Genomic DNA, 21,504 nt, shown 5'->3' on the forward strand with positions numbered 1-21,504 from the left:
TTACGCCGTAATAGGGGAGTCCGCAGAGGAAGTGCCGGTCACTGCCGCTTCCGCCGCTTCGTTGCCCTCCTTCCCGTCGGCGTCCGCCGCAGTGAGGACGGCCCCGGGATCGACGACCATGGCGACGACGCTGAGCGGGTTCAGATACAGCTGCTCGTCGGCGTCAAGCAGACCGGCCAGTTCCTGCACCGGGATGGTGCTGGTCGCGAACTGGCTCGCGGCCTGCAACTGGTCGCCGGAGGTGAAGACGGGGACAACCGCCGTGCCGTCGGGTGTCCGAGTCCGCAGCGGAGTTCCGTCGGGTGCCAGCCATATGCCCACGATCGTTCCTGCCAGCCGCTGGGGGACGTCCTCCGGCGGCCCCCAGCCGGTGGAGGCCAACTGCACCGCTTCGTCCACGGGATCGGTCGGCTGGGGCCACCCCAGCGCCAGCGGCGAGGGGCGGTACTCCTCGTTCTCCCGCCACTCCACCACTTCGCCCTCGGGGCTGGAGCGGTACTCGCCTGCCACGGTCCAGCGCGGTGGCGCATCGTCGCCGCGCCAGCCCGGGTCGACGAGGCCGAGCCAGTGGTCGGGGGCGGCCTTGGCGGCTTCGCGGAGTTCTTCCGGGATGTTGGAAAGCGGGTTCGTGTCGTCCGGTCCGGTCGGTGTAGCGTCGCTCATTTTGTTCCGTTCGCTGAGGATTCAGAATTGCGGGGATGGAAGGTCTTCCATCGTCCTTCGCCGGTGTCCGGGTCGACCTCCACCGACGAATCGGTGGAAGCGTCTCCGATGCGTGCGATCTGTGCGTCCAGGTCGGTCGGTAGGGTGCGGAGCCAGCGTCCGCCGTCAGCCCCGATGCGTCGGTGGAGGAGTATCCATGTCTCGGATTCGCGATCGTGCCCGTCTGTGTCGGCGGTGACCAGCGCAAGCTCTCCGTCGGTGGCCCATACCGTTCTCTCCGTCAGATGGGCGAGCATACGGGGAAGGTGCATCTCACCCGCTGCCGCGTTCGGGACGACGAGCACGATCGGGGAATGAAGGGGGTGGCTGAGGACTGCCGTCTCCGATGCCACGAGCCGTGCGAACCGGTGAACACTGATCGTCTGGCGACCGTTCACGTTCCTCACGACGACGCCTCCGGGCGTGAGCTCGGCGGCGATGATGACCGGTCGGGCATTCCCCCAGGGTGCGGGAGTTTCCTGACTGTCCACCGGAATGACGGAGGGAAGGTGGTCCCGGTGTGTGCCGGGAATTTACCCGTCCACGGTGAGGGCGTTTCGGGCTCCAGGTGTCCAGCGCTGTCGGGGCGGTAGTCCAAGCCCGTGGACAGCGAACTGCCGTCCCTTGCGGGAATCAGCTTGCGGTACGGCCTTCCCGTGGTCGCTGCCGACTCATCGGACGCGGGACCGGAGCGGGCCCAGCCGTACGTGCCCCCACGGATCTCCTGGCGAGGTGCCGTGTACCGGTGAGGTGGGGCCGGCAGTCGGTAGGGGTGTTCCGGCTGGGGGTGCCGTTGCCGGGGGTGATAGGTGAACCAGTGGCCGTCCTGGTCACCCTGGCCCTCGACCAGGTCCAAGGCGTTGGACACCTTGGACCAAGGCGCGTGCACCGTGCGACCGGTGACATCAGCCACTCGCTGGGCGACGCTGTTCAACGGGTTTTCTGCGTCGTAACCGCTGAAACACGCAGCGAGAACGATCGAAGCGTACGGTCGCTGCGAGATCAACGGCACCTGGGCGAGCAAGCGGCCTACTTCCTCCCCAGACATGGGCAGGATGGTGCCTGTGCGGGTGGGCAATTTGAGCACCCCCATGTCTCCATGAGTCACGAAGAAGTACGGGGTGGATTGCTCACCCGCCCGCACCCAGGGCAGAGCGCGGTACGGCGCGTTCGGGCGGGCGCGTACGGCTCCGCGGCCCTGCTCGGTGACGTATCCCTCACCTGTCCGGTAGGTCGTCACCCTGTTCAGCTCACGCAGTTCCTCCTCGAAAAGAGGCCAATCCTCCGCTGTGTCGACGGCCTGACCGATGGGTTCTCCGTGTTCGTTGATGAGCGTGTGAGTCAGGAGGGCCGAGGCGGGAACGGTCTCTCCGGTGGTGGCCGTCAGATGAATGCGCTCGGGTTGGTCGGCGAACGAGTTGAGAGCGCCCGGTCGACTGACGATCCAACGGCTTACGGCGATGCCGGTCGGTTCATGCTGCACAATCCAGGTAGTCGCTGCTCCTCTCCCGTTTTCCTTCAAAAGCGCGACTGGTCCGTCGCTGGCCCATACATCTCTGCCGGTATGGGCTGCCAAAGTGCGCGGCAACTCGATCCGTCCCGCCGCAGCGTACGGCATGACGAGAACTATAGGAGCCTCTGCTGGGAACCCGTGATACTCAATGACTCTGCGCACGTGCCTGGAAAAATTCGAGAAGGATATCTCTGTCGGCCCACTGAGAGAGGTTACTGTCACGCCGAAGGAAGATCTGTCAGCGACTACCATTATGGGTGCAATCTCGCCCCACGGGGACGCCTCTCCTCTAGTACCTGGGGGAACTTCTTCAGGTAGCCGGTGCATATGGTAATGAAGGAACCGCTCGGTAATTGGAGGATCGATCGCAGTGGCCAATCGGCCATCACGGCCGTAACGGTAGTCAACGCCTGTGATCAGCGCACCGTGGCTGACCACCCATTGACTCATGACTGCAGAACGGGGAATCTCCTCGAAAGTTGGTGGGTGCTCCGCAAAAGCAAAAGCCGAGGTCTCAAGTGAGTGTGGGACACCAGGAAAGGTCGTCGATCGGCTATGGGCCCAGGAGCCTTGCGGTGCAGTGACATCTGGTTGGTCCTGTGGAGAGGTCTCTTCGGCTGCCGTGTGCTCGAGTTGCTGCGGCTGGGACAATGACGTGCCTCGGGCGTGGCCCCCTCTCTCACTGCTGTGGGTTTCGGGTGACGGGGAAATGGGAGTTTCGGGCTGCGGACGTCGGGCGTGGGGGCGGAAGCTGCGCCAGCTGCCCTCTTCCACGATGGAAGCATCGTGGGCGACCCTGCCTGATGGAGCGTAGACGGTACGGCCGGTGATGTCGGCGACCTGTTGTGCGACAACTGTTCCGTCCTGCCCCGGAGCTGCGACGCTGCAGACGAGAAGGACGATTTCCCGATCCTGATCGAGTTGAAGGCTGGGACGTCTTTTCAGTAGATTGCCGACCCCCGGACCGGTCAGTTCATGTCTGCGGCCTTTTGAGTCATAAGCCCAGACGTTTTGGCGCGTGCCATGACCGGCGAAGAAGTAAGGAGTTTTCTGTCGGCCTGTGGTCACCCAGGGGAGAGGGAGATGAGGGCCTATTGCTTCGACCGTTCCGTTCTGCGTGGACTTGCCGTAGCGATATGTCGATTGGCGTCCATAATTAACAGAGTCCGATACTCGATTAAGCCAGTCCGAGGTCGAGAATGTGGCCCGCCCGAGGTGGTGGCCGTTTTCGTCGACGAGGGTATAGGTCGTCAGATCGGTTTCCTGTACGTGCCCGCCGAGTGTGGAAAGTCGGTGGCGCGGTCCGCCGTGCGTGTTGTTGGCGAGGATGTCCGGGGTGCTGGCGAGCCAGCGACTGGGGGGAGTGTTCGAGTCCGGTCGGTGGAGTGCGATCCAGGTGGCCTGGCCCCGCCCATCAGGACGGACTGCCCGCTGGGAAACGGGCACGAGGGCGAGTCCGCCGTCGGGTGCCCAGACGATGCGTCCGGTGCGGGCGGCGATGGTGCGGGGCAGGTGCATTCCGCCGGCGGCGGCGTGGGGGATGAGCAGGACGATCGGGCCGGCGGGGTGCTGCTGGAGGGCGGGGGTGGCCGCGAGGTGGTCGGCGAACTGTTCGGCGGTGTAGGCGCGCAGGCCCCGCGGCGTGTTCATGGTGACGCCGTCAGCAGTGAGGTTTGCTGCAATGACGAAGGGGGGCATGCCGGAACGCTGCCAGAGCCCGACGGCTCCGCGCGCGTCAGGTTGCGCCTCGGGCGGGACAGGGCCGGTGAGAAACGTGTATCCCGTGGTGATCAGCCTGCGCAGTGAAGCGACCATGTGGCCGCGCTCGTCGTGCCGGTAGTCCAGCCCCGTCACGGACAGGTTGTGATCGAAAACGGCCTGGCTGTAGGACTGGGCGGGGAGGTGGTGATCGCTGGAGGCGCCGGATCGGCTCGGGATGGGGCCGTCGTTGCCGGTTGCGGGCATGGGCCCGTCCCCGGAGGGAGCTGAGTTGATGTGGTAGCGGACGTTGTTCGGGTGTGCGGGGGGCTGTGGCAGTGCTCGGGGGCGCGGGGGCGCAGCGGGGCGGGGGCGGGACGAGTGGGATTGCTGGTGCTCGGACTGGGGGCGGAAGGTCCGCCAGCCTTCGTGGTGTGCTGCTTCCAGGTCTGGTGTCGTGGCGCCCCAGGGGGCGTGGACGGTGCGGCCGGTGATGTCGGCGACCTGTTGCGCGATGACTGTTCCGTCGGGTGCGGGGGCTGCGGTGTTGCAGGAGACGAGGACGATTTCCCGGTCGCGGTCGAGCTGCAGGCTGGGCCGTCGCTTCAGGAGATTGCCGAGTCCCTCTCCCGTCAGCGAGTGGGTGTTGCCGCGTGAGTCGTGTACAGGGACGCGGTGGTGACTCCCGTGAGCCATATAGAAGTAGGGCGCGGATCGCCGGCCGGTGGTCGCCCAGGGGAGTTGGACCTGGGGGACGTTCATGATGCCCAGGCCCTGCCTGCCGTCGGCCGCGTAGATGGTGCTGGCGGGCGCGTAGTGGGTTCGGAGGGCGAGCGCTGAAGAGCCCGGCTCTCTGATGAGCCAGTCGGTGGGTGTCAGGTGGGCTCGTCCGAGGTGGCGGCCGTTCTGGTCGACGATGGTGTAGCTGGTCAGGTCGGAGGCCTGTACGTGTCCGCCGAGTGTGCGGAGTTGATGGCGGGGTTCGCCGTGGGGGTTGTTGGCGAGGATGTTGGGGGTGCTGCCGATCCAGCGGCTGGGGGGTGTGCTGGTGTCGGGCTGGTGGAGGGTGATCCAGGTGGTCAGGCCGCGTGCGTCGGGGCGGAGTCCTTGGGTGGCCTGGGGGAGGAGGGCGAGTCCGCCGTCGGGTGCCCAGACGGTGCGTCCGGTGCGGGCGGCGATGGTGCGGGGCAGGTGCATGCCGCCGGCGGCGGCGTGGGGGATGAGCAGGACGATCGGTCCGGCGGGGTGCTGCTGGAGGGCGGGGGTGGCCGCGAGGTGGTCGGCGAACTGTTCGGCGGTGTAGGCGCGCAGGCCCTGGGGGGTGCTCAGGGTGATGCCGTGGGGGCCGAGGTCGGCGGCGATGAAGAACGGGTTGTGGGCCGGGTCGTTCCAGGGTGCGTCGGTGCCTCGGGTGGTGGGGGGTGCTTCGTAGGGGATCGGGCCGGTGAGGGTGGTGAATCCTGCGGTGATCAGTCCGGGCAGGGGGGCTTGCATGTGTCCGCGGTGGTCCGTGCGGTAGTCCATGCCGGTGCGGGTGCCGCCGTGGCCTCTGATGGATTGGGCGTAGGGCTGTGCTGTGGTGGGGTGACCACCGGAAACAGCGGACTGTCCCGGGAAACCATCGGTGCGGTTGCTGCCGGCACCAGGCATCCGCCAGTTGCGGGAAGGTGCTGAGTTCGCGGGACGGCCGGTGCCGGGTGCGTAGGCGGGCGGTTGGGGAAGGCGCCGGGGTGGTTCGGGCAGCGGACGGGGTGTGGGTGGCAGGCGGCGCTGAAGTGGGGACGGGGGCTGGGTCTCGGTCCGCGGGCGGAAGGTGTGCCAGCCGCCGGGTTCCGCCAGCGCGAGATCGGTACTGGTTTCGCCGGCGGGGGCATGGACGGTGCGTCCGGTGATGTCGGCGACCTGCTGGGCGATGACCACGCCGTCAGGCCCCGGGGCCGCGACGTTGCAGGAGACGAGGACGATTTCCCGGTCGCGGTCGAATTGCAGGCTGGGCCGTCGTTTCAGTAGCTGGCCGAGTCCCTGACCGGTCAGACGATGTGTGCGGCCGCGAAGGTCATGGACCTCGGTGAACTGCCTGTGCCCGTGGTTCGAGAAGAAGTAGGGGACAGTTCTCTCGCTGCCGTTCTTCCAGGGGAGGCGGAACGCCACGTTGTCCGTCGGGTACAGCCACGATCCGCCCTCTTCCCGGCGCGCCTCGCCGGTGCTGTAGGTCGTTCTTTCGGCCAGAGTGGGCAAGCCCGGCAGCCGGGTGATCAGGTCGGAAGGCGTGTAGACGGCTCGTCCGAGGTGACGGCCGCTGTGGTCCACGATGGTGTAGGTGGTCAGGTCGGAAGCCGGTACGTGTCCGTCGAGTGTGCGGAGTTGATGGCGGGGTTCGCCGTCGGGGTTGCCGGCGAGGATGTCGGGGGTGCTGCCGAGCCAGCGGCTGGGCGGTGTGCTGGTGTCGGGCTGGTGCAGGACGATCCGGGTCATGAGGCCGCGTCCGTCGGGGCGGAGCCCTTGGGTGGCCTGGGGGACGAGGGCGAGTCCGCCGTCCGGCGCCCAGACGGTGCGTCCGGTGCGGGCGGCGATGGTGCGGGGCAGGTGCATGCCGCCGGCGGCGGCGTGGGGGATGAGCAGGACGATCGGTCCGGCTGGGTGCATGGCGAGGAGCATGTTCCCGGCGAGGTGGTCGGCGAACTCTTCGACGCTGTACGTGTACGAGCCGTGAGGAGTGACGGTCTCGACGCCGCCGTGGGGGCTGAGCTCGGCCGCGATGAAGAAGGGCGTCTCGGACGGGCGGTTCCAGGGCGCGTCGCTGTTGCGGACGGCGGGAGGTACTTCGAAGGGAACGGGACCGGTGAACGTGGTGAATCCGTCGGTGATGAGACGGGTCACGGGTGCCGGCATACGGCCGCGCCCGTCCGCGCGGTAGTCGAGCCCGGGCCGAGTTCCGACGTGACTGCCGATGGCTTGTGTGTAGGGCTGTGCCGCGGTCAGGTAGCCGCTGAAGCCGTCGGCCTGCCCCGGGAAGCTGTCGGTGCCGTTGTTGCCGGTACGGGGCATGCCCCAGTTGCGGGCCGGTGCCGAACTCGCGGGGCGGCCGGATCCGGGTGCGAAGGCGGGCGGTGGGAGAAGACTATGGGGGACTCCTGACTGCTGCTGGAGCTGAGATGTCGTCCGGGGGAGGAAGGTGCGCCAACCACCGACCTCTGCCTCGCTCAGGTCATTGCGGGTCATGCCCGCGGGCGCATGGACGACGCGCCCGGTGACGTCGGCGACCTCTTGCGCGATGACCGTTCCGTCGGGAGCGGGGGAGCCGAGGTTGCAACTGGCGAGGACGATCTCCCGGTGGCGGTCCATTTCGAGACTGGGGCGCCTTCTCAGCAGGTTGCCGAGTCCTTGGCCGGTCAGCCGGTGGAGGCGGCCGTGCCGGTCCAGGACCTTGGCGTATTCCCTCTCCCCGTGGCTGGCGTAGAAGTAGGGAGGTGCCTGCTGCTTTCTGACCCTCCAGGGGAGGTGGTATTCGAGGCCGTCTACCGGATGCATCGATACAGCGCCGTTCTCCCATCGTTGCTCGGCGACGCCGTACGTCAGCTGCTGGGACATGGCGTCGGAATCCGGTTCCCGCCAGACCCATTCGACCGGTGTGAACAGGGCTCGCCCGAGGTGGTAGCCGTTTCTGTCGACCATGGTGTAACTGACGAGGTCGGAGGCCCTTACCGGACCGTCCAGGGCGGCGATCGGGTGGCTGGGTTCGCCGTCGGGGCTGTTGCCGAGGATGTTGGGGGTGCTGCCGAGCCAGCGGCTCACGGGGGTTTCGGGGTCGGCGCGGTGGAGGACGATCCAGGTGTTCCGGCCCCGCCCGTCGTGGTGGGGTCCGTGTACGGCCTGAGGGACGAGGGCGAGTCCGCCGTCCGGCGCCCAGACGGTGCGTCCGGTGCGGGCCGAGATGACACGGGGCAGGTGCATTCCGCCGGCGGCGGAGTAGGGGACGAGGAGGACGATCGGTCCGGCGGGATGCTGCTGGAGGGCAGGGGTGACCGCGAGGTGGTCGGCGAACTGTTCGGCGGTGAAGGTCTGGAGGCCGTGGGCCGCGGTGACCTGGACGCCGCCGTGGGGGCCGAGGTCGGCCGCGATGAAGAACGGGGTGCTGCCCGGGCGGGCCCAGGGTGCGTGGACTCCGCGGAGGGCAGGCGGCGCCTCGGCCGGGACGGGACCGGTGAAGGAGACGACTCCTTCGGTGATGAGCCCGCTGATGGGCAGCTGCGTGTTGCCGTACTGGCTGGTGCGGTAGTCAAGACCGAACCGGGTGCCGCCGTGTCCGGTGATCGGCTGGGTGTAGGGCTGCGTTGCGGTGTGGTGACCGCCGGAATCAGCGGACTGGACGCTGAAGCCGTGGGCGCCACTGCCGCCGGGTATGCGGAGGTTGCCTTGGTGGCGTTCGGAGTTCGTGACGGGGTAGCGGCTTGATGTCGTGCTTCCCGGTGTCTGGGGCAGTCGGCGTACAGGCTGGGGCAGCGGTCGTGGTGGGTTGCCGCTGCGCGGAGGCCGGGGCGGGTTGGACGGCTGGTGCTGGGGCTGGTGCTGGGGCCGGAAGGTGCGCCAGGCGGGACCGATGGCTTCTGTTGCTCTGAAGTGCGGGGTGGTTTCGCCCAGAGGTGCGTGGACGGTGCGCCCGGTGATGTCGGCCACCTGCTGGGCGATGATCGTCCCGTCCGGGGCAGCGGACGCGGTGTTGCACACGTTGAGCACGATTTCCCGTCCTCGATCGAACTCGAGGCTCGGCCTCCTTTTCAGGAGGTTGCCGATTCCTGTACCGGTCAGCAGGTGCCGGTTTCCGTCCGCGTCGTACATCGGAACACTGCGGGGGTTTCCGTGACTCATGAGGAAGTAGGGATACCTGATCCGGCCGTTCTGGTCCCGGGTCTTCCAGGGGAGAGGGACCGGTCGGGTGTTGAGGAATTCCAGGCCCATTCTTCCGTCGGGTCCTGCGGTGAGCTGGCTGGGGGTGAAGTGTGTCTGCCTGGCCATCTCTTCGGTGAGAGGCTCCCGGACCACCCAATCGGCAGGCCTGAAGTAAGCGCGTCCGAGGTGGCGGCCGTTCTCGTCGACCATGGTGTAGTTGTTCAGCCCGGCGGCCGCGACCGTTCCCGTGTGGGTGGCCACTTGCTGGTGGAGGCTCTCGGCGCCGTGGGGGTTGTTGGCGAGGATGTTGGGGGTGCTGCCGATCCAGCGGCTGGGGGGTGTGCTGGTGTCGGGCTGGTGGAGGGTGATCCAGGTGGTCAGGCCGCGTGCGTCGGGGTGGAGTCCTTGGGTGGTTTGGGGGAGGAGGGCGAGTCCGCCGTCGGGTGCCCAGACGGTGCGTCCGGTGCGGGCGGCGATGGTGCGGGGCAGGTGCATGCCGCCGGCGGCGGCGTGGGGGATGAGCAGGACGATCGGTCCGGCGGGGTGCTGCTGGAGGGCGGGGGTGGCCGCGAGGTGGTCGGCGAACTGTTCGGCGGTGTAGGTGCGCAGGCCCTGGGGGGTGCTCAGGGTGATGCCGTGGGGGCCGAGGTCGGCGGCGATGAAGAACGGGTTGTGGGCCGGGTCGTTCCAGGGTGCGTCGGTGCCTCGGGTGGTGGGGGGTGCTTCGTAGGGGATCGGGCCGGTGAGGGTGGTGAATCCTGCGGTGATCAGTCCGGGCAGGGGGGCTTGCATGTGTCCGCGGTGGTCCGTGCGGTAGTCCATGCCGGTGCGGGTGCCGCCGTGGCCTCTGATGGATTGGGCGTAGGGCTGCATGGTGGTCTGGTGACCACCAGGAACAGCAGGCAGAACCCTTGCAGCACCCGGGCCGCCACTGCCGGTGGCAGGCATGCGCCAGTCCCGGTGTGGCGCTGAATTCGCGGGCCGGTCGGTGCCGCGTGTGAGGGCGGAAGTGGATGGCCGAAGGAGGGGACGAGGTACTCGCGACTGCTGCTGGGGCTCGGGTGTGAGCCCGGGGCGGAAGGTGCGCCAGCCGCCGGCTTCTGTCAGGAACAGATCGGCACTGACCGACCCTATGGGGGCGTGGACGGTGCGCCCGGTGATGTCGGCGACCTGTTGGCCGACGATCAGGCCGTCGCGGTCGGGTGATCCGGATTCGCAGATGACAAGAACTATTTCCCGGTTGCGGTCGAACTGCAGGCTGGGCCGTCGTTTCAGCATACGGCCGAATCCGTCACTCGTTGCAGAGTGGGTGGTGCCGTGGCGGTCGGGCAAGCTGACCTCTCCAGCGACCCCGTGCGCATTGACGTAGTAAGGGCGGGACCCGTTCCCATCTGTCTTCCAGGGGAGGGGATGCTTCACGTCGCCTCTCTGCACCAACTCGTTTCTTCCGTCGCTTCGCTTGAACTTTTCCGCGGTGAAGTATCCCGTTTGCTTGTCCAGATCGGGAAAATCGGATGTTCGTAGGATCAATTCGGAGGGTGAGAAGAGGGCTCGGCCTAGGTGGATTCCGTTCCCGTCGACGATGGTGTAGCTGGCCAGTTCGGAGGCTTCCAAGCGTCCGCCGAATGTGCGGATCCGGTGGTGGGGCTCGCCGTGGGGGTTGTCGGCGAGGATGTCGGGAGTGCTTTCGAGCCAGCGGCTGGGCGGTGTGTTGGCGTTGGGCCAGCGGAGAACGATCAGGGTGTCCTGGCCCTGGCCGTCGGGGCGCGTTCCTTGAGTGGCCTTGGGGACGAGTGTGAGTCCGCCGTCGGGTGCCCAGACGGCGCGTCCGGTGCGGGCGGCGACGATGCGGGGCAGGTACATGCCGTTGGCGGCGGCCTGTGGGATGAGCAGGACGATCGGCCCGGCGGGATGCGCGGCGAGGAGCGGGTTCGCGGCGAGATGGTCGGCGAATCCTTCGGGGGTGAAGGCGTACCGGCCGTTGGCGGTGGCGAACCGGACGCCTCCGTCGGGGCTGAGTCTGGCGGCGACGAAGAACGGGGTCTGGTCAGGGTGGTGCCAGGGTGCGTCGAAGCTGGGCACCTCGGGAGGCGCCTCGGATGGGACGGCTCCGCGGAGTGTGGTGTATTCGGCGGTGATCAGCCGGGTGACTGCTGCCCCCGTCTCGCCGTTCCGGTCTGTGCGGTAGTCGAGGCCGACGTCGTTTCCTTCGAGATCGCCGATCGGTTGGGTGCGGGGTGGTGCTGCTGGTTCCTGGTCGTCGGCAACATGGAGCTGTTCGATAGAAACGCCGAGACCGTCGACGTCGGTTCCGCGCATGTGCCCGGCCCGGCCGGGCGCCGAGTTCGCCAGCCTGTCGGGTTCCCTGTGGATACTGGTGTGCTCGCCCGCCGGCTCCTGAGCTGTCGTCCCCGTGAGGGCGGCGAAGACGCTCTCGGCCTTCGAGGTGGACACGGCCGTCGGGATCTCCTCGTGCGGAAGCTCCGTCCTCATGGGGGTCTGGCCGTCAGGCCGGTGGGTCGGGGAACTGCCGGAGGTGCTCTCGGGGGCGAGCGGTTGCGTACCGGGTGCCACGGTCACCACGGGGGCTGCTTCCGCACTGTCGACGGGCAGGCCGGCGGCTTCCGGCGGTGCAGTGACCTGGAGAGCGGGCTCGGTCGGGTGCGGCATGGCCGGGGCGCCGGGCAGGGACAGGGCGGCCTCACCCTCGTCCGCGGTGGACGGACCGTGCGCCTGCGGTGGCTCGGCCAGCAACGCCATTGCCGTGCGGTCCGCGAGACTGAGGGTCTCCTCGACCGGAGGCGGCGTGTCGGCGACCAGGGCCGGTACGACGTCGTGCGTCTGTGAGTCGTCACCGGCCACGGTCCGTGCTCCCGGCAGCCGGTCCAGTACGAACTGGGCCGCCTCGTCCCGTCCCGGCCGGGAGAAGGGCAGGCCGCGGGCCAGGTCCCGGAGAGTGTCCAGGGCCTCTGCGCTGTCCTCGGAGCGCTCTTCGTCCGGTGTGCGGTCAAGGGTGTCCAGTGCGTCCAGGAGCCTCGGGTCGACGGAGGCGAGCGTGGAGCGACGGCTGTCGATCTCCTCGCGCAGGAGGCCGGCGAAGTCCGTGCCGGTTCTCGTCGAGGTCTCGTAGAGCGCGCCCCACTCCTGGTCGTCCAGGCCCAGGAGGTCCGCCGCCGCGCGCTCCTGCGGTGTCACCAGGCCCGCGTCCTCGGCCCGCCCGGAGTTCAGTCCGGCGAAGGTGAGCGGGTCGAAGGCGTGGATCCGGCCGGAGGGTTCCACCCAGCGGGTCACCCGGCGGGTTCCGCCCTCGTGGTCCGGGAGCGTGAGGTCGGCCCGGAGGTGCGTGCCCAGTTCCTGGGCGACGCCCCGGAGCAGCTGGTGGTGGTCCAGGGCCACCGCGCCCATGAGGGCCGGCAGTTCCACCGGCCCGAGGGCCGCGCCGTCGCTGATCCGGTCACGCGTCTCGTTGACCCGCTGGATGACGTCGGTGACGGCCTGGTCGAAGGACAGGTCCGCCGGCGGCGACAGCTCGGAGGGATTCGCGGCCAGGTAGTTCCGGTAGCGGCGGAGGAACCGCGGTTCCTCGAACGTCGGGTCGGTGGTCCGGGCCTCCCTGACCAGCGGGGTGAGGGTCCGCACGGCCCAGCGGTAGGTCTCGGCCAGCGCGCGCCGGTGCAGCGTGTCCTCGTCGAGGGTGAGGACCAGGTGCCGCGGCGTCCCGTCTTCGGTCTGCCGTACGGAGGCCGCGATCAGCTCGTGCAGGCGGCCGGGGGTGGCGTACGGCAGCCTGGCCGCCTCCATGATCAGCTCGGTGAGGTCGTGCGGGCTGACGTCCTCCGGTGCGAAGGTCTCGGCGGCCCGCAGCTCCCGCCACGGGGTGAGCGCCGAGTCGGCGAGGTGCTCGGAGGCGGCGAACCGGCTCTGCAGCTCGGCCACTTCGTTCTCGAACACCTCGGCGTACACGTCCCCGGTGAAGGTCCGGCTGCGGTACTCGCCCTTCGCCGTGTCCGCGCGGAACAGGTGGCGGTTGAAGCGCTCGGCCTGCAGCTGTCCGCGGAAGCGGAGCCGGACGAGCTGGACGGGGCCCTGCTGCTTGATGTGCTCCTCGCGGCGGTAGTTCTCGGTGCCCGTCGCGGACTCGGAGGCACTGGTGGTCCGGGACTGCTCGGTGTCCGTTCCGGGGGACACGGTGTTCACGTGGTTCTCGCCCACGTGCAGGGTGTCGGAACCCGAGTCGCTCAGTGCCTCCGTGAACCGGGGGTGGTCCTGGGAGGCGCTGTGGGAGGTTCCGCTCTGGTGCTTGCTGTAACGGCCGGTACCCGTGTTCTGGACGGGACCGAGCACCTGGAGGTCGAAGAGGTCACCGGTGAGCCAGACGCGGGCCCGCCTGCGGGAGTCGCCCGGCACGAACAGGTTCTCGTCGAGCAGGTCCCGCTTGCCCGCCACCGCGTCCCGCAGGTGGTTGCCCATCTGGGTGCGGCTGAAGAGCTGGCTGACGGGCAGCGCGCTCCGGGTGGTCAGGCCGTCGGCGTTCTTGCCGAACATCCGTACGAGCAGCTCGCGCATCGCGGGCAGCGCGTCGTCCACCATGGCGCTGCTGATGTACGCGTCGTTGGGCAGTTCGGGCAGGGGGCGCAGGTCCGGCCGAGGCCGCGGGCCGGCGAGGGGCTTGTGCTCCGCCAGTCCGCGGGGGATCTGGAGCTCCAGGACGCCCGGGACGGTCTCGCTGGTGCCCTCGGCACCCATGGCGTCGTCGCGGTGGAGCACCGCTTGGACGAAGTTGTTCAGCGGTCGGCGGGCCATGGTCAGGCGCCGCGCCCCCACGGTCATCGACTCGTCGACCTGCACCCGGTAGTGACCGGTCCAGTCGTACACGGTCTGTTCGGCGACCGCCGACTCGGCGCGGGTGACGCCGCGGTGCAGTCCCGCCCCGACGCCCAGCCGGGCGCCGTGGGAGCTGTGGCTCTCGCCGCCGCCCAGCCGCGCCAGGTTGGCCGACATCCCGCGGTCGTGCGAGACACCGCGCCAGGTCTCGACGTAGTTGTGGCTGTAGTTCTCCAGACCGGTGCCGGGGATGAAGTCGACCACGCGGGGCGCCGACGTGAGGAGGGACTTCACATTCACCTCGACGACGTCGGCGAGGAGCCAGCCCCACCTCCCCCTCTCGGGGTTGACGAAGTAGAGCTTCCAGCCCTCGCGGTGCAGCAGGTCGTCCATGAACGACAGGTCGCGGCCCTTGGCGAGGAGGGCCTGCAAGGTGTTGACACCGCCCTGCATCCGGCCGATCCGCCGGCCGTCCCCGACCCACACCTCCGCGTCGGAGAAGAGGCCCGGGGCGACCTGCTCCACGTGTGCCCGCACGATGTCGTACGTGGTCCGGCCGTCGTCGTGGACCAGGTCGCGCACCCCGCTGTGCCCGAGCGCGCGGCCGCTGGGGTCCTCGCGGGTCAGGTACTCGGGGAAGACGAGGTCCGCGTACGGGTCGCGGCCTTCGGCCAGGTCGATGCCGAACCGTCGGCCGAACGCCTCCCGGACGGCGTCGTCGCGGATGATGAGCGCCCCGTCGCGGTGCAGGCCCGCGAGGACCGCGGCCAGTTCCTCCCTGGACGCTCCCATGCGGTCCGACAGCTCGGCCGGGAGTTCCGGGGTGTCATCCGCCCAGCGGGTGAGCACCGCCGCCAGGGTGTCGCCGCGCAGTCGCAGCTCCTCCCGCTCCCAGCGGTCGAGCGCGTCGGCGAGCTGTCGGTCGGGCAGGGGCAGTTCGCCCTGGCCGTACAGGTCGAGCGCCTCCGGCTCGGACAGCAGGAAGAGCATCGTCCTGCCGTCGACCGACTCCTGCGCCGACGTGTGGGCGGACGGAAGCAGCTTGCCGTGCTCCTCCCAGCGGGTGCGCACGGTGAAGTCCGTGGTCGTGAGGAAGGCGTAGGCGTGGTTGAAGTCGAGCTGGATGAATTCCTTCGCGCCGGTCCGTCCGCCCTGCTCGCGTACGTTGTGCTGCCGCGAGTGACTGATGTCGATGCCGCCCTGGAGCGATCCGGGGTCGTGGGCGGCCGGGTCGAGCGGGCCGCCGGCGGTGACGGAGACCGCCGGTACGGCCAGCCCGCGGGACGCGGTGTCGGCCGACCGGACCTGGCCCATCGCCAGCTGGATGATGCCCAGTACGAACGGGTGGTCCGTGGCCCCCGCGAACCGCGAGGCGCCCATCTTGCCGGAGATGTCCACCCCGGCGAAGGTGTCCCGCAGCAGGCCGCTGTCGAAGAACTGGTCGCTGCTGTACTGGCCGTTGAGGATCTCCTTGGCGAAGGCGCGCACCAGGATGGTGCTGGTGAACGACCTCAGCTCCTGGTCGGCGTTGCCGTGCGGTCCCGTCAGGTCGCCGAGGATGCCGGTGGCCGCCTCGTGCAGGCCGCTGGCGTCCAGGAAGAAGACGACACCGTGCTTGAGCACGTCCGGCGAGGTGTGGTCCGAGCGGTGCAGGCCGGGGTCGCTGTCGTCGCCGAGCGGCAGCAGCTGGGTGAGCGCGCGTTGACGGGGCAGGGTGATCGGCTCGGGGTCGCGGGCACCCGGGCGCACCATGCCCCGCACACCGCTGTGCTCGTACTCCACGGTCACCGTGTAGTCGCTGTACAACTCGTGCTCGTGCAGGAGCCCCCGGTACTCCAGCAGTTCGGGCCGGTTGTGCAGGTAGCTGACCTCCTGCGAGGCGCCGACCTGGCGGAACAGGTCGATGCCGAGGGCACCCCCCTTGAGCTGGTCGTGCGCGGTCCTGACCCGGAAGGACAGGGAGACCCGCCTGCTGCCGCCGGCGCCCTGCCCGGCGGTGCCCATGCCCATGCCGAGGTTGACGGCGGCGTAGTTGTCCGTCGACCCCTTGTACGCGTCGGCGTCGCCGGGGGACCGGGTGGCCTTGATGGTGACCCGCGCCGCGTCCGAGGTGAAGTGGCGGGTCTTCCTGAACAGCGTGAAGCTGAGGCCGCTCTGGTGGATCTGGTCGTAGTGCGAGTCCAGACCGCGGTCGGAGACCAGCTTGTCGAACAGCTTGACGTTGTCCAGCAGGCTCTCCAGCTCGGTGTGGTCCGAGTACCAGTGGGACTGGGAGAGCGCGGCGGCCGGATCGGCCGGCAGGAACCCGTGCTGCACGAGTTCCTCGCGCAGCTGGCTGCGGATCGACTCGACGGTGCCGGTGTCGACGGAGACCAGCCCCATGCCGATGCCCTTGCCCTGCTCGATGTAGGAGGGCAGCGGGCGTTCGAGCGGGTCGCCGTCGCGGCGGCCGGTGCGGCGCAGGGCCTCGTCGGCGTAGGGGACGGTGCGCACGAGCGGTTGGCCGTCCGTTTCCGGCGGTTCCTCGACCCTGGCGGCGTGCTCGGGCTTGAGGGCCTCGGCCACCACCGGGAACCCGTGCCGGAACGCCTCGTGCTCCGGCATGCGCACCAGGCCCCGGCCGCTCACGGGACCGGACTCCACCGAGTCCATGCCCCGGGGGGTCACCCGTACGGTGTGCTGGAACCCCACCTCGTACGCCGCCGTGTAGCCGATGAAGCGGGGGACGAGCACCCACAGGCCGTTGCGGCCGGAGCTGAGGGTGTCGGAGGTCGACCCGCTGAAGCCGACCTCGGCGCTGATGCTGAGCGCCGTCACGTCGTCCGTGACACCGACGTTGGCCCCGGCGACCAGCGGGGTCACACCCGAGGTCTGCGACAGGGTGTGGCTGCCGCCCCCGCCGTCGATGGCGGTGCGGACGTTCTCCACGGGGGCCCTGTCCGTCGTCGCGCCCACCGGCACGGCACCGGGCAGGCGCCGGGAGCGCAGCTCGATGAGCACGGTACGGCCGTCCGCCTTGATCTCGAAGCTGTAGCCGTTGGACTTGTTGACGGCCTCGTCCAGGTGGGCGTCGAGGTTCCACAGCTTCTGGATCAGCTCGTTGCGCGCCGTCGAGCCCAGCGGCAGGCCGATGCCCTGCCGGTCCAGTTCGCCGGCGACGGTGTCCAGCAGTGTGGGCAGCCCGGTCAGGCCCGAGGCGTAGTGGAACTGGGGCAGCCGCTCCGGCAGGACGTTCTCGCCCGTGGCGGTGACATGGGAGCCGGCATCCTGGAGGTAGTGCTCGGGCACGTACAGCATCAGGCGTTCGTCACCGGTGGTCCGGATCTCGGCGGGCGGCGTGTCGGCCCACTGCTGCGCCGGGTCGGTACGGAGCTTCACCGACCACTCGGCCTCGTAGGCGAGCAGCTGGGACTCGGCGTCGCTCACCTCGACGTGGCCGCCCTCGGCGTCCGCGATGTGCGTGGTGGAACGCGACGACGCGTTGGCGGTGCCGGTCAGCCGCAGACCGCCGTAGAGGCCGTTCGGTCCCATCGGGAGGAGACCGAGGTTGTACGTCACCGACGCGCCGAGGCGGGTGGCGCTGGTGTTGCCCGAGTGGGTCTGCGCGTGCGCGCCGGTGAAGTACGTGCCCTTGATGCTCTGGTTGGCGCGGAAGCGGCTGGAGGAGTCCGTCCGGGGACCGAACAGGCGCTCCTGGAGCCTCCGTTCCGTACCGCCCTGAGCCGCTGTGCCGTCCGCCGCTTCGGCGGTGCCCTCGCCGCCCTCCTCCGGGATGGTCTCCAGCCGCGGCGGGCGCGCCAGTCGGGCCGGCCGTTGCGGGCGGCCCAGCGGTTCCGGCCGTGCCTCGCCGGGTGCGTCGGTGCCGGTGCTCTGCGTCAGCGGGCGGTCGTAGGACCCCGCGGGGTCGAGGACCGCGCGCGGGGCGGTCGGGTCGAGGGTGACCAGCGCCTCGGCCGGGCCGAGCGGGACCACGAGACCGCTGCGCCAGCCGGCGCCCGGGGCCGGTGTCTCGTCCGGGGCGGGCAGCAGGTAGCGGTAGTTGCTCAGCAGCCGGTGCGGCAGGAGCGTCCACACCGACTCCTCGACCGTGAGCCCCTGCCCCTCCACGAGGTCGCGCAACTGCCGCACGACCTGCGCCACATGCGGCAGCTGCGACCGGGGAACGCCGGTGGAACGCACGGCGGGCGGCGCGTCGACCGCGTCACCGAGCACCGGGTTGTGCGGCGCGGGGCCGCTGCCGCGCAGCGCGGAGCCGTCCTCGGACTGCCACGGCGCGATCCGTATCTCGTGGTCGACACCGAGGTCGAAGGGAAGCTGGTCGCCCCGCGTCTCCTGCGGGGTGTACACGCGCAGGCCGGAGCCCTCGCGGATGCCGTGCGGGTCGGGACGCTCCGACAGGGTGCCCCGGGCCGGGTCCGCCGTCACGCCGAACCGGCTGCCGATCACCGGCCGTCCCAGGTGGTGGGTCAGGCGGGCGGCCAGGACGTCGCCGTCCGGACCCATCAGCACCGGCGTCTTGCCCGGGGCCTCGACGGCGAGGAACGTCGCCAGCCGGTCGACGGGCACGCCGGAACCGTCGGCGGTGCCCGGACGCGCGGCGGGTGTGAACACGAGGACGTGGTCCGGGTCGGAGAACCCGGCCACCTCCTGCGCCGCGGCGCGGTCGGCGCCGGGCAGCCAGACGGCCTCGGCCCGTGGGTCGAACTCGGTGCGGACGAAGGACGACTCGTCCATCAGCCGCTTGATCGCCGGCCAGTTCCCCGGCGCGGCCGCGGCGGTCTCCGGCCGTGCGGGGGACGGCGGCAGGAGGGCCGTCGCGGTGTCCACGAGGGAGACGAGCGCCTCGCGCTCCAAAAATGCCTGCGTACGCACCACGGTGAGCAGTTCCGCCAGCGGATGGCGCGGCATGGTGTCCGGCGTGGGGGTGCCCTCCCCGGCCGTGCCGCCGGGCTCGTGCGGCGCCTCCCCGGCGGGGCCGGCCGCCAGGGCCTCCCGCACCCGGGGCAGCAGGCCGGGCAGGCGTCGGTCGAGGACCGCCAGCCGCTCGTGACGGCTCGCGGTCTCCAGCCGGACCGCCTCGTCGAAGGTGCGGCCCGTCTGCCAGGAGGTCCGGTAGACCGTGGCCAGTTCCCGCTCGTCGAGGCCCAGTTCGTCCACCAGGGCCCGCCGGGCGGGGGAGAGCAGGCCCGCGTCCTGCGCCTGCCGGGCGGAGAGACCCGCCGTGCCGGGCGCCCGCTCGTCGAGCGGGTCGAAGGCGTGGACGCGCCCGTCGGGGTCGGCCCAGCGGGTGTGCCACGCGCCGTCGGAGAAGCGGACATCCAGGCGCAGGTGGGTGCCCAGGTCACCGGAGAGCCGGTGCAGGAGGTGTTCGACCGCGGCCAGGTCGTGCGGGACGCGGAGGACCGGCGGCTGCAGCGGCGGCAGGCTGCCGTCGGCGTCGATCCGCGAGCGGACCGCCCCGAGGTCGCCGACGACCGTGGCGAGCAGGTCCTCCGGGTCACCGGCGAGCGGGCCGCGCGCGGTCCGCAGGTCCTCGTAGGCGGCGAGCTGTTCGCGGATCGCGGCGTCGGGTTCGGCGCCGGTGTGCTCCAGGTCCGAGCGCAGGGTGCGCTCCGCCCAGCCCGCGATGTGCCGCAGGGCGTTCTGCTCCAGCCGCCGGGTGTCGAGGCTCAGCACGGTGCCGTGCGTGCCCTCCCGGGCCGGCAGCCCGTCCGTCCGCTCGCGCAGCGCCTGGGCCAGGAGACGGTGGGGCGGCGCGGTGGCGGCGTTGGGGCGGTCCGCGACGTCGACGAGGAGGTCGGCGAGGTCCGCGCGGGGGGCGCCGTCCAGTCCGGGCCGGCCGGACGTCTCCCCGGCGGGCTCCGCGACCTCGTCGATGGGAGCCAGGCGGGTGACGGGAGGGGCGGGCCGGCTGGTCTTGAAGAGGACCGGCGAGACGGGTACGCCGAAACGCTCCGTCATGACGCCGGCGACGGAGTCGAGCCAGTCGCGGGCCTGCTCCGGACGCAGACCGGGCCGTACCTTCTCGCTCATGTGGCGGCCCGACTTGTCGGTCACCTCCCACCGGTCGGTCTCCGTGTTGAACGACAGCTCCCCGGCGACGCGGGCCGGGCGGAGCACGGCACGGCCCTCCTCGGTGAAGCCCGCCGCGACCGTGGGGTGGCCCTGGAGGGTCAGTGCTTCCTTGAGCAGGTCCTCGGTCAGGGTCGAGTCCTTCGCCGTCATACCGTCGGCGAGCTGCCGCCACTCCTCGTCGGAGAGGATGCTCAGCGGCTTCTCGCTGCCGATGCGGATCTCGCCCTCCTCGTCGACGGCGAAGTGCCAGACAGCGCCCTTGCGCGTGAGGAAGGCCGGGTCGAAGTCGTCCAGCGGGTACCACAGCGGATTCAGCCGTACGGCCCCCTGGTCCTCGTCGTGGAGGTCCCTCTCGTGGCCCTTCACCTTCTTCGGGCCGGCCAGCGGCCCGAACCGCTGGTCCAGTTCGGGGGTGCCGGTGCCCGACACGCGTACGTGCTTGCCGAGACGGGGCTCGTCGGGGCCGACGGCGACGAGCGGGATGCCCAGGGCCTCGCTCATCTTGTCGGCGGCGTTGCGCACCCACCCCGCGATCTCGTCCGAGCCGTACCCCGGGCGTACCTCACGCCCCATGTAGCGGCTCGAGGCGTCGATCTCCCAGAGTCCGGTCAGCGGGTTGTGCAGCAGCTCACCGCTCACCCGGCCGCGACCGACCCGCGTCACACCGGTGCCGGGATCGAAGCCGGCCGCGAGGGTGGGGACGCCGAGGTCCCCGAGGGAGTTCTTGAACCGGCTCAGGGTGAGCCCGGGATCCTTCTCGCGCATGCCCTCCCAGAGCCTGTGCAGCCCGGCCTCGCCGAGGACCGACTCCAGGTCCTCGGACCCGATGAACACCTCGCCCTCGGCGTCCACCGTGTAGAGCCACCGTCCCTCGGTACGTTCCAGCAGGGACGGCGGGAAGTCCTCCAGCCGGTACCAGAGAGGATTCAGCCGGACGGGGCGCGCCTCGGCCCCGTCGTCCGCGGCGGCGGCCGGGTCGTACTCGTGCTCCTTCACCTTCCTGGGCAGGACGGCCGGACCGAACTCTTCGTAGAGGGCGGCCCGTTCCGTCTCGCCGTCGGGTGCGGGGCGGTGTCCTGCGCGGTAGGCGCCGGCGATCGACGACGCCAGGGCCTCGATGTCCCGCACCCGGCGTTCGCCGGGGGGCAGGTCCTTGAAGACGCCGACGAGCGTGTCGAGGTCCGGCTCGCGCGTCCCGTCCCCGTCACGCCGAAGCTGCCGGGTGACCAGCGAGGACAGCGTCGTACGGAACGCGGAGTCGCCGCGCAGCGCGGCCACGAGGCGCACGTCGGAGGCCGAGACCGAGTCCCGGTAACCCTCCCGCGCGGCCACGAGGCGTCCCGCTTCGGTTTCGAGGATCTCCTCCACGGAGCGTGGGACGCCGCCGTCCCGGCCCGCCGTACCCGCGTCCTCGGGCCGCTCCGCCAGCACTACTTCCACCAGGGAGCGCACGTCCGCTCCCCACTCGGCGCGGTCCTGCCGCGCCGCGACCGGGTCCAGGCGCAGGGGCTGGGGACGCAGCCCGGTGTACGCCCGGTAGGCCGCACCCACCAGGTCCCGCGGCAGGTCCTCGAGCCCGTACGTCCTGACCGCCGCGCCGATCCGGTCGTCGGCGCCGGGCGTCTCGCGGCCCGCGCCGGGCAGGCCGGTGGTCACCGGCCCACGGTCCGAGGCGCGGACGTCCGTCCGCGCGGGTTCCCGCAGAGCCGTGGCCACTGCCCTGGCGGCGGGTTCGCGGCCCGCCTCCCAGGCCGTGACCAAGGTGCTCAGGTGCCATTCCGCTTCGGATCCCGGCCGTGCCG

General features: G+C 70.3%; 3 protein-coding genes (1 of these 3 cut by a window edge). All 3 read right to left on the reverse strand.

Annotation, left to right across the window (positions count from 1 at the left end; translation table 11 throughout):
- Tightly spaced (each overlapping or abutting the next), the 3 genes in view from AC6I72_RS36220 to AC6I72_RS36230 form a layout consistent with a single transcriptional unit that may run on beyond the window.
- Nucleotides 1–663, reverse strand: a complete 663-nt coding sequence (locus AC6I72_RS36220; RefSeq protein WP_498005876.1) for a type VII secretion system-associated protein — start codon at nucleotides 661–663, stop codon at nucleotides 1–3.
- Nucleotides 660–1,109 (reverse strand): hypothetical protein, encoded by a 450-nt coding sequence (locus tag AC6I72_RS36225; protein ID WP_498005877.1) that lies wholly within the window; start codon nucleotides 1,107–1,109, stop codon nucleotides 660–662. Before AC6I72_RS36225 ends, AC6I72_RS36220 begins: the two co-directional genes overlap by 4 nt.
- Nucleotides 1,106–21,504, reverse strand: the 3' portion of a protein-coding gene (locus tag AC6I72_RS36230) for a hypothetical protein (protein WP_498005879.1). It continues 16,201 nt past the right edge of the window; the window shows 20,399 of its 36,600 coding nt (coding positions 16,202–36,600); its start codon lies beyond the right edge, outside the window; the stop codon is at nucleotides 1,106–1,108. Before AC6I72_RS36230 ends, AC6I72_RS36225 begins: the two co-directional genes overlap by 4 nt.

The sequence above is a fragment of the Streptomyces sp. Xyl84 genome (assembly GCF_059731885.1).

What these genes read in the sequence shown, in the direction of transcription:
- AC6I72_RS36220 (WP_498005876.1), bottom strand. Translation starts at nt 663, where the DNA reads ATGAGCGACGCTACACCGACCGGACCGGACGACACGAACCCGCTTTCC.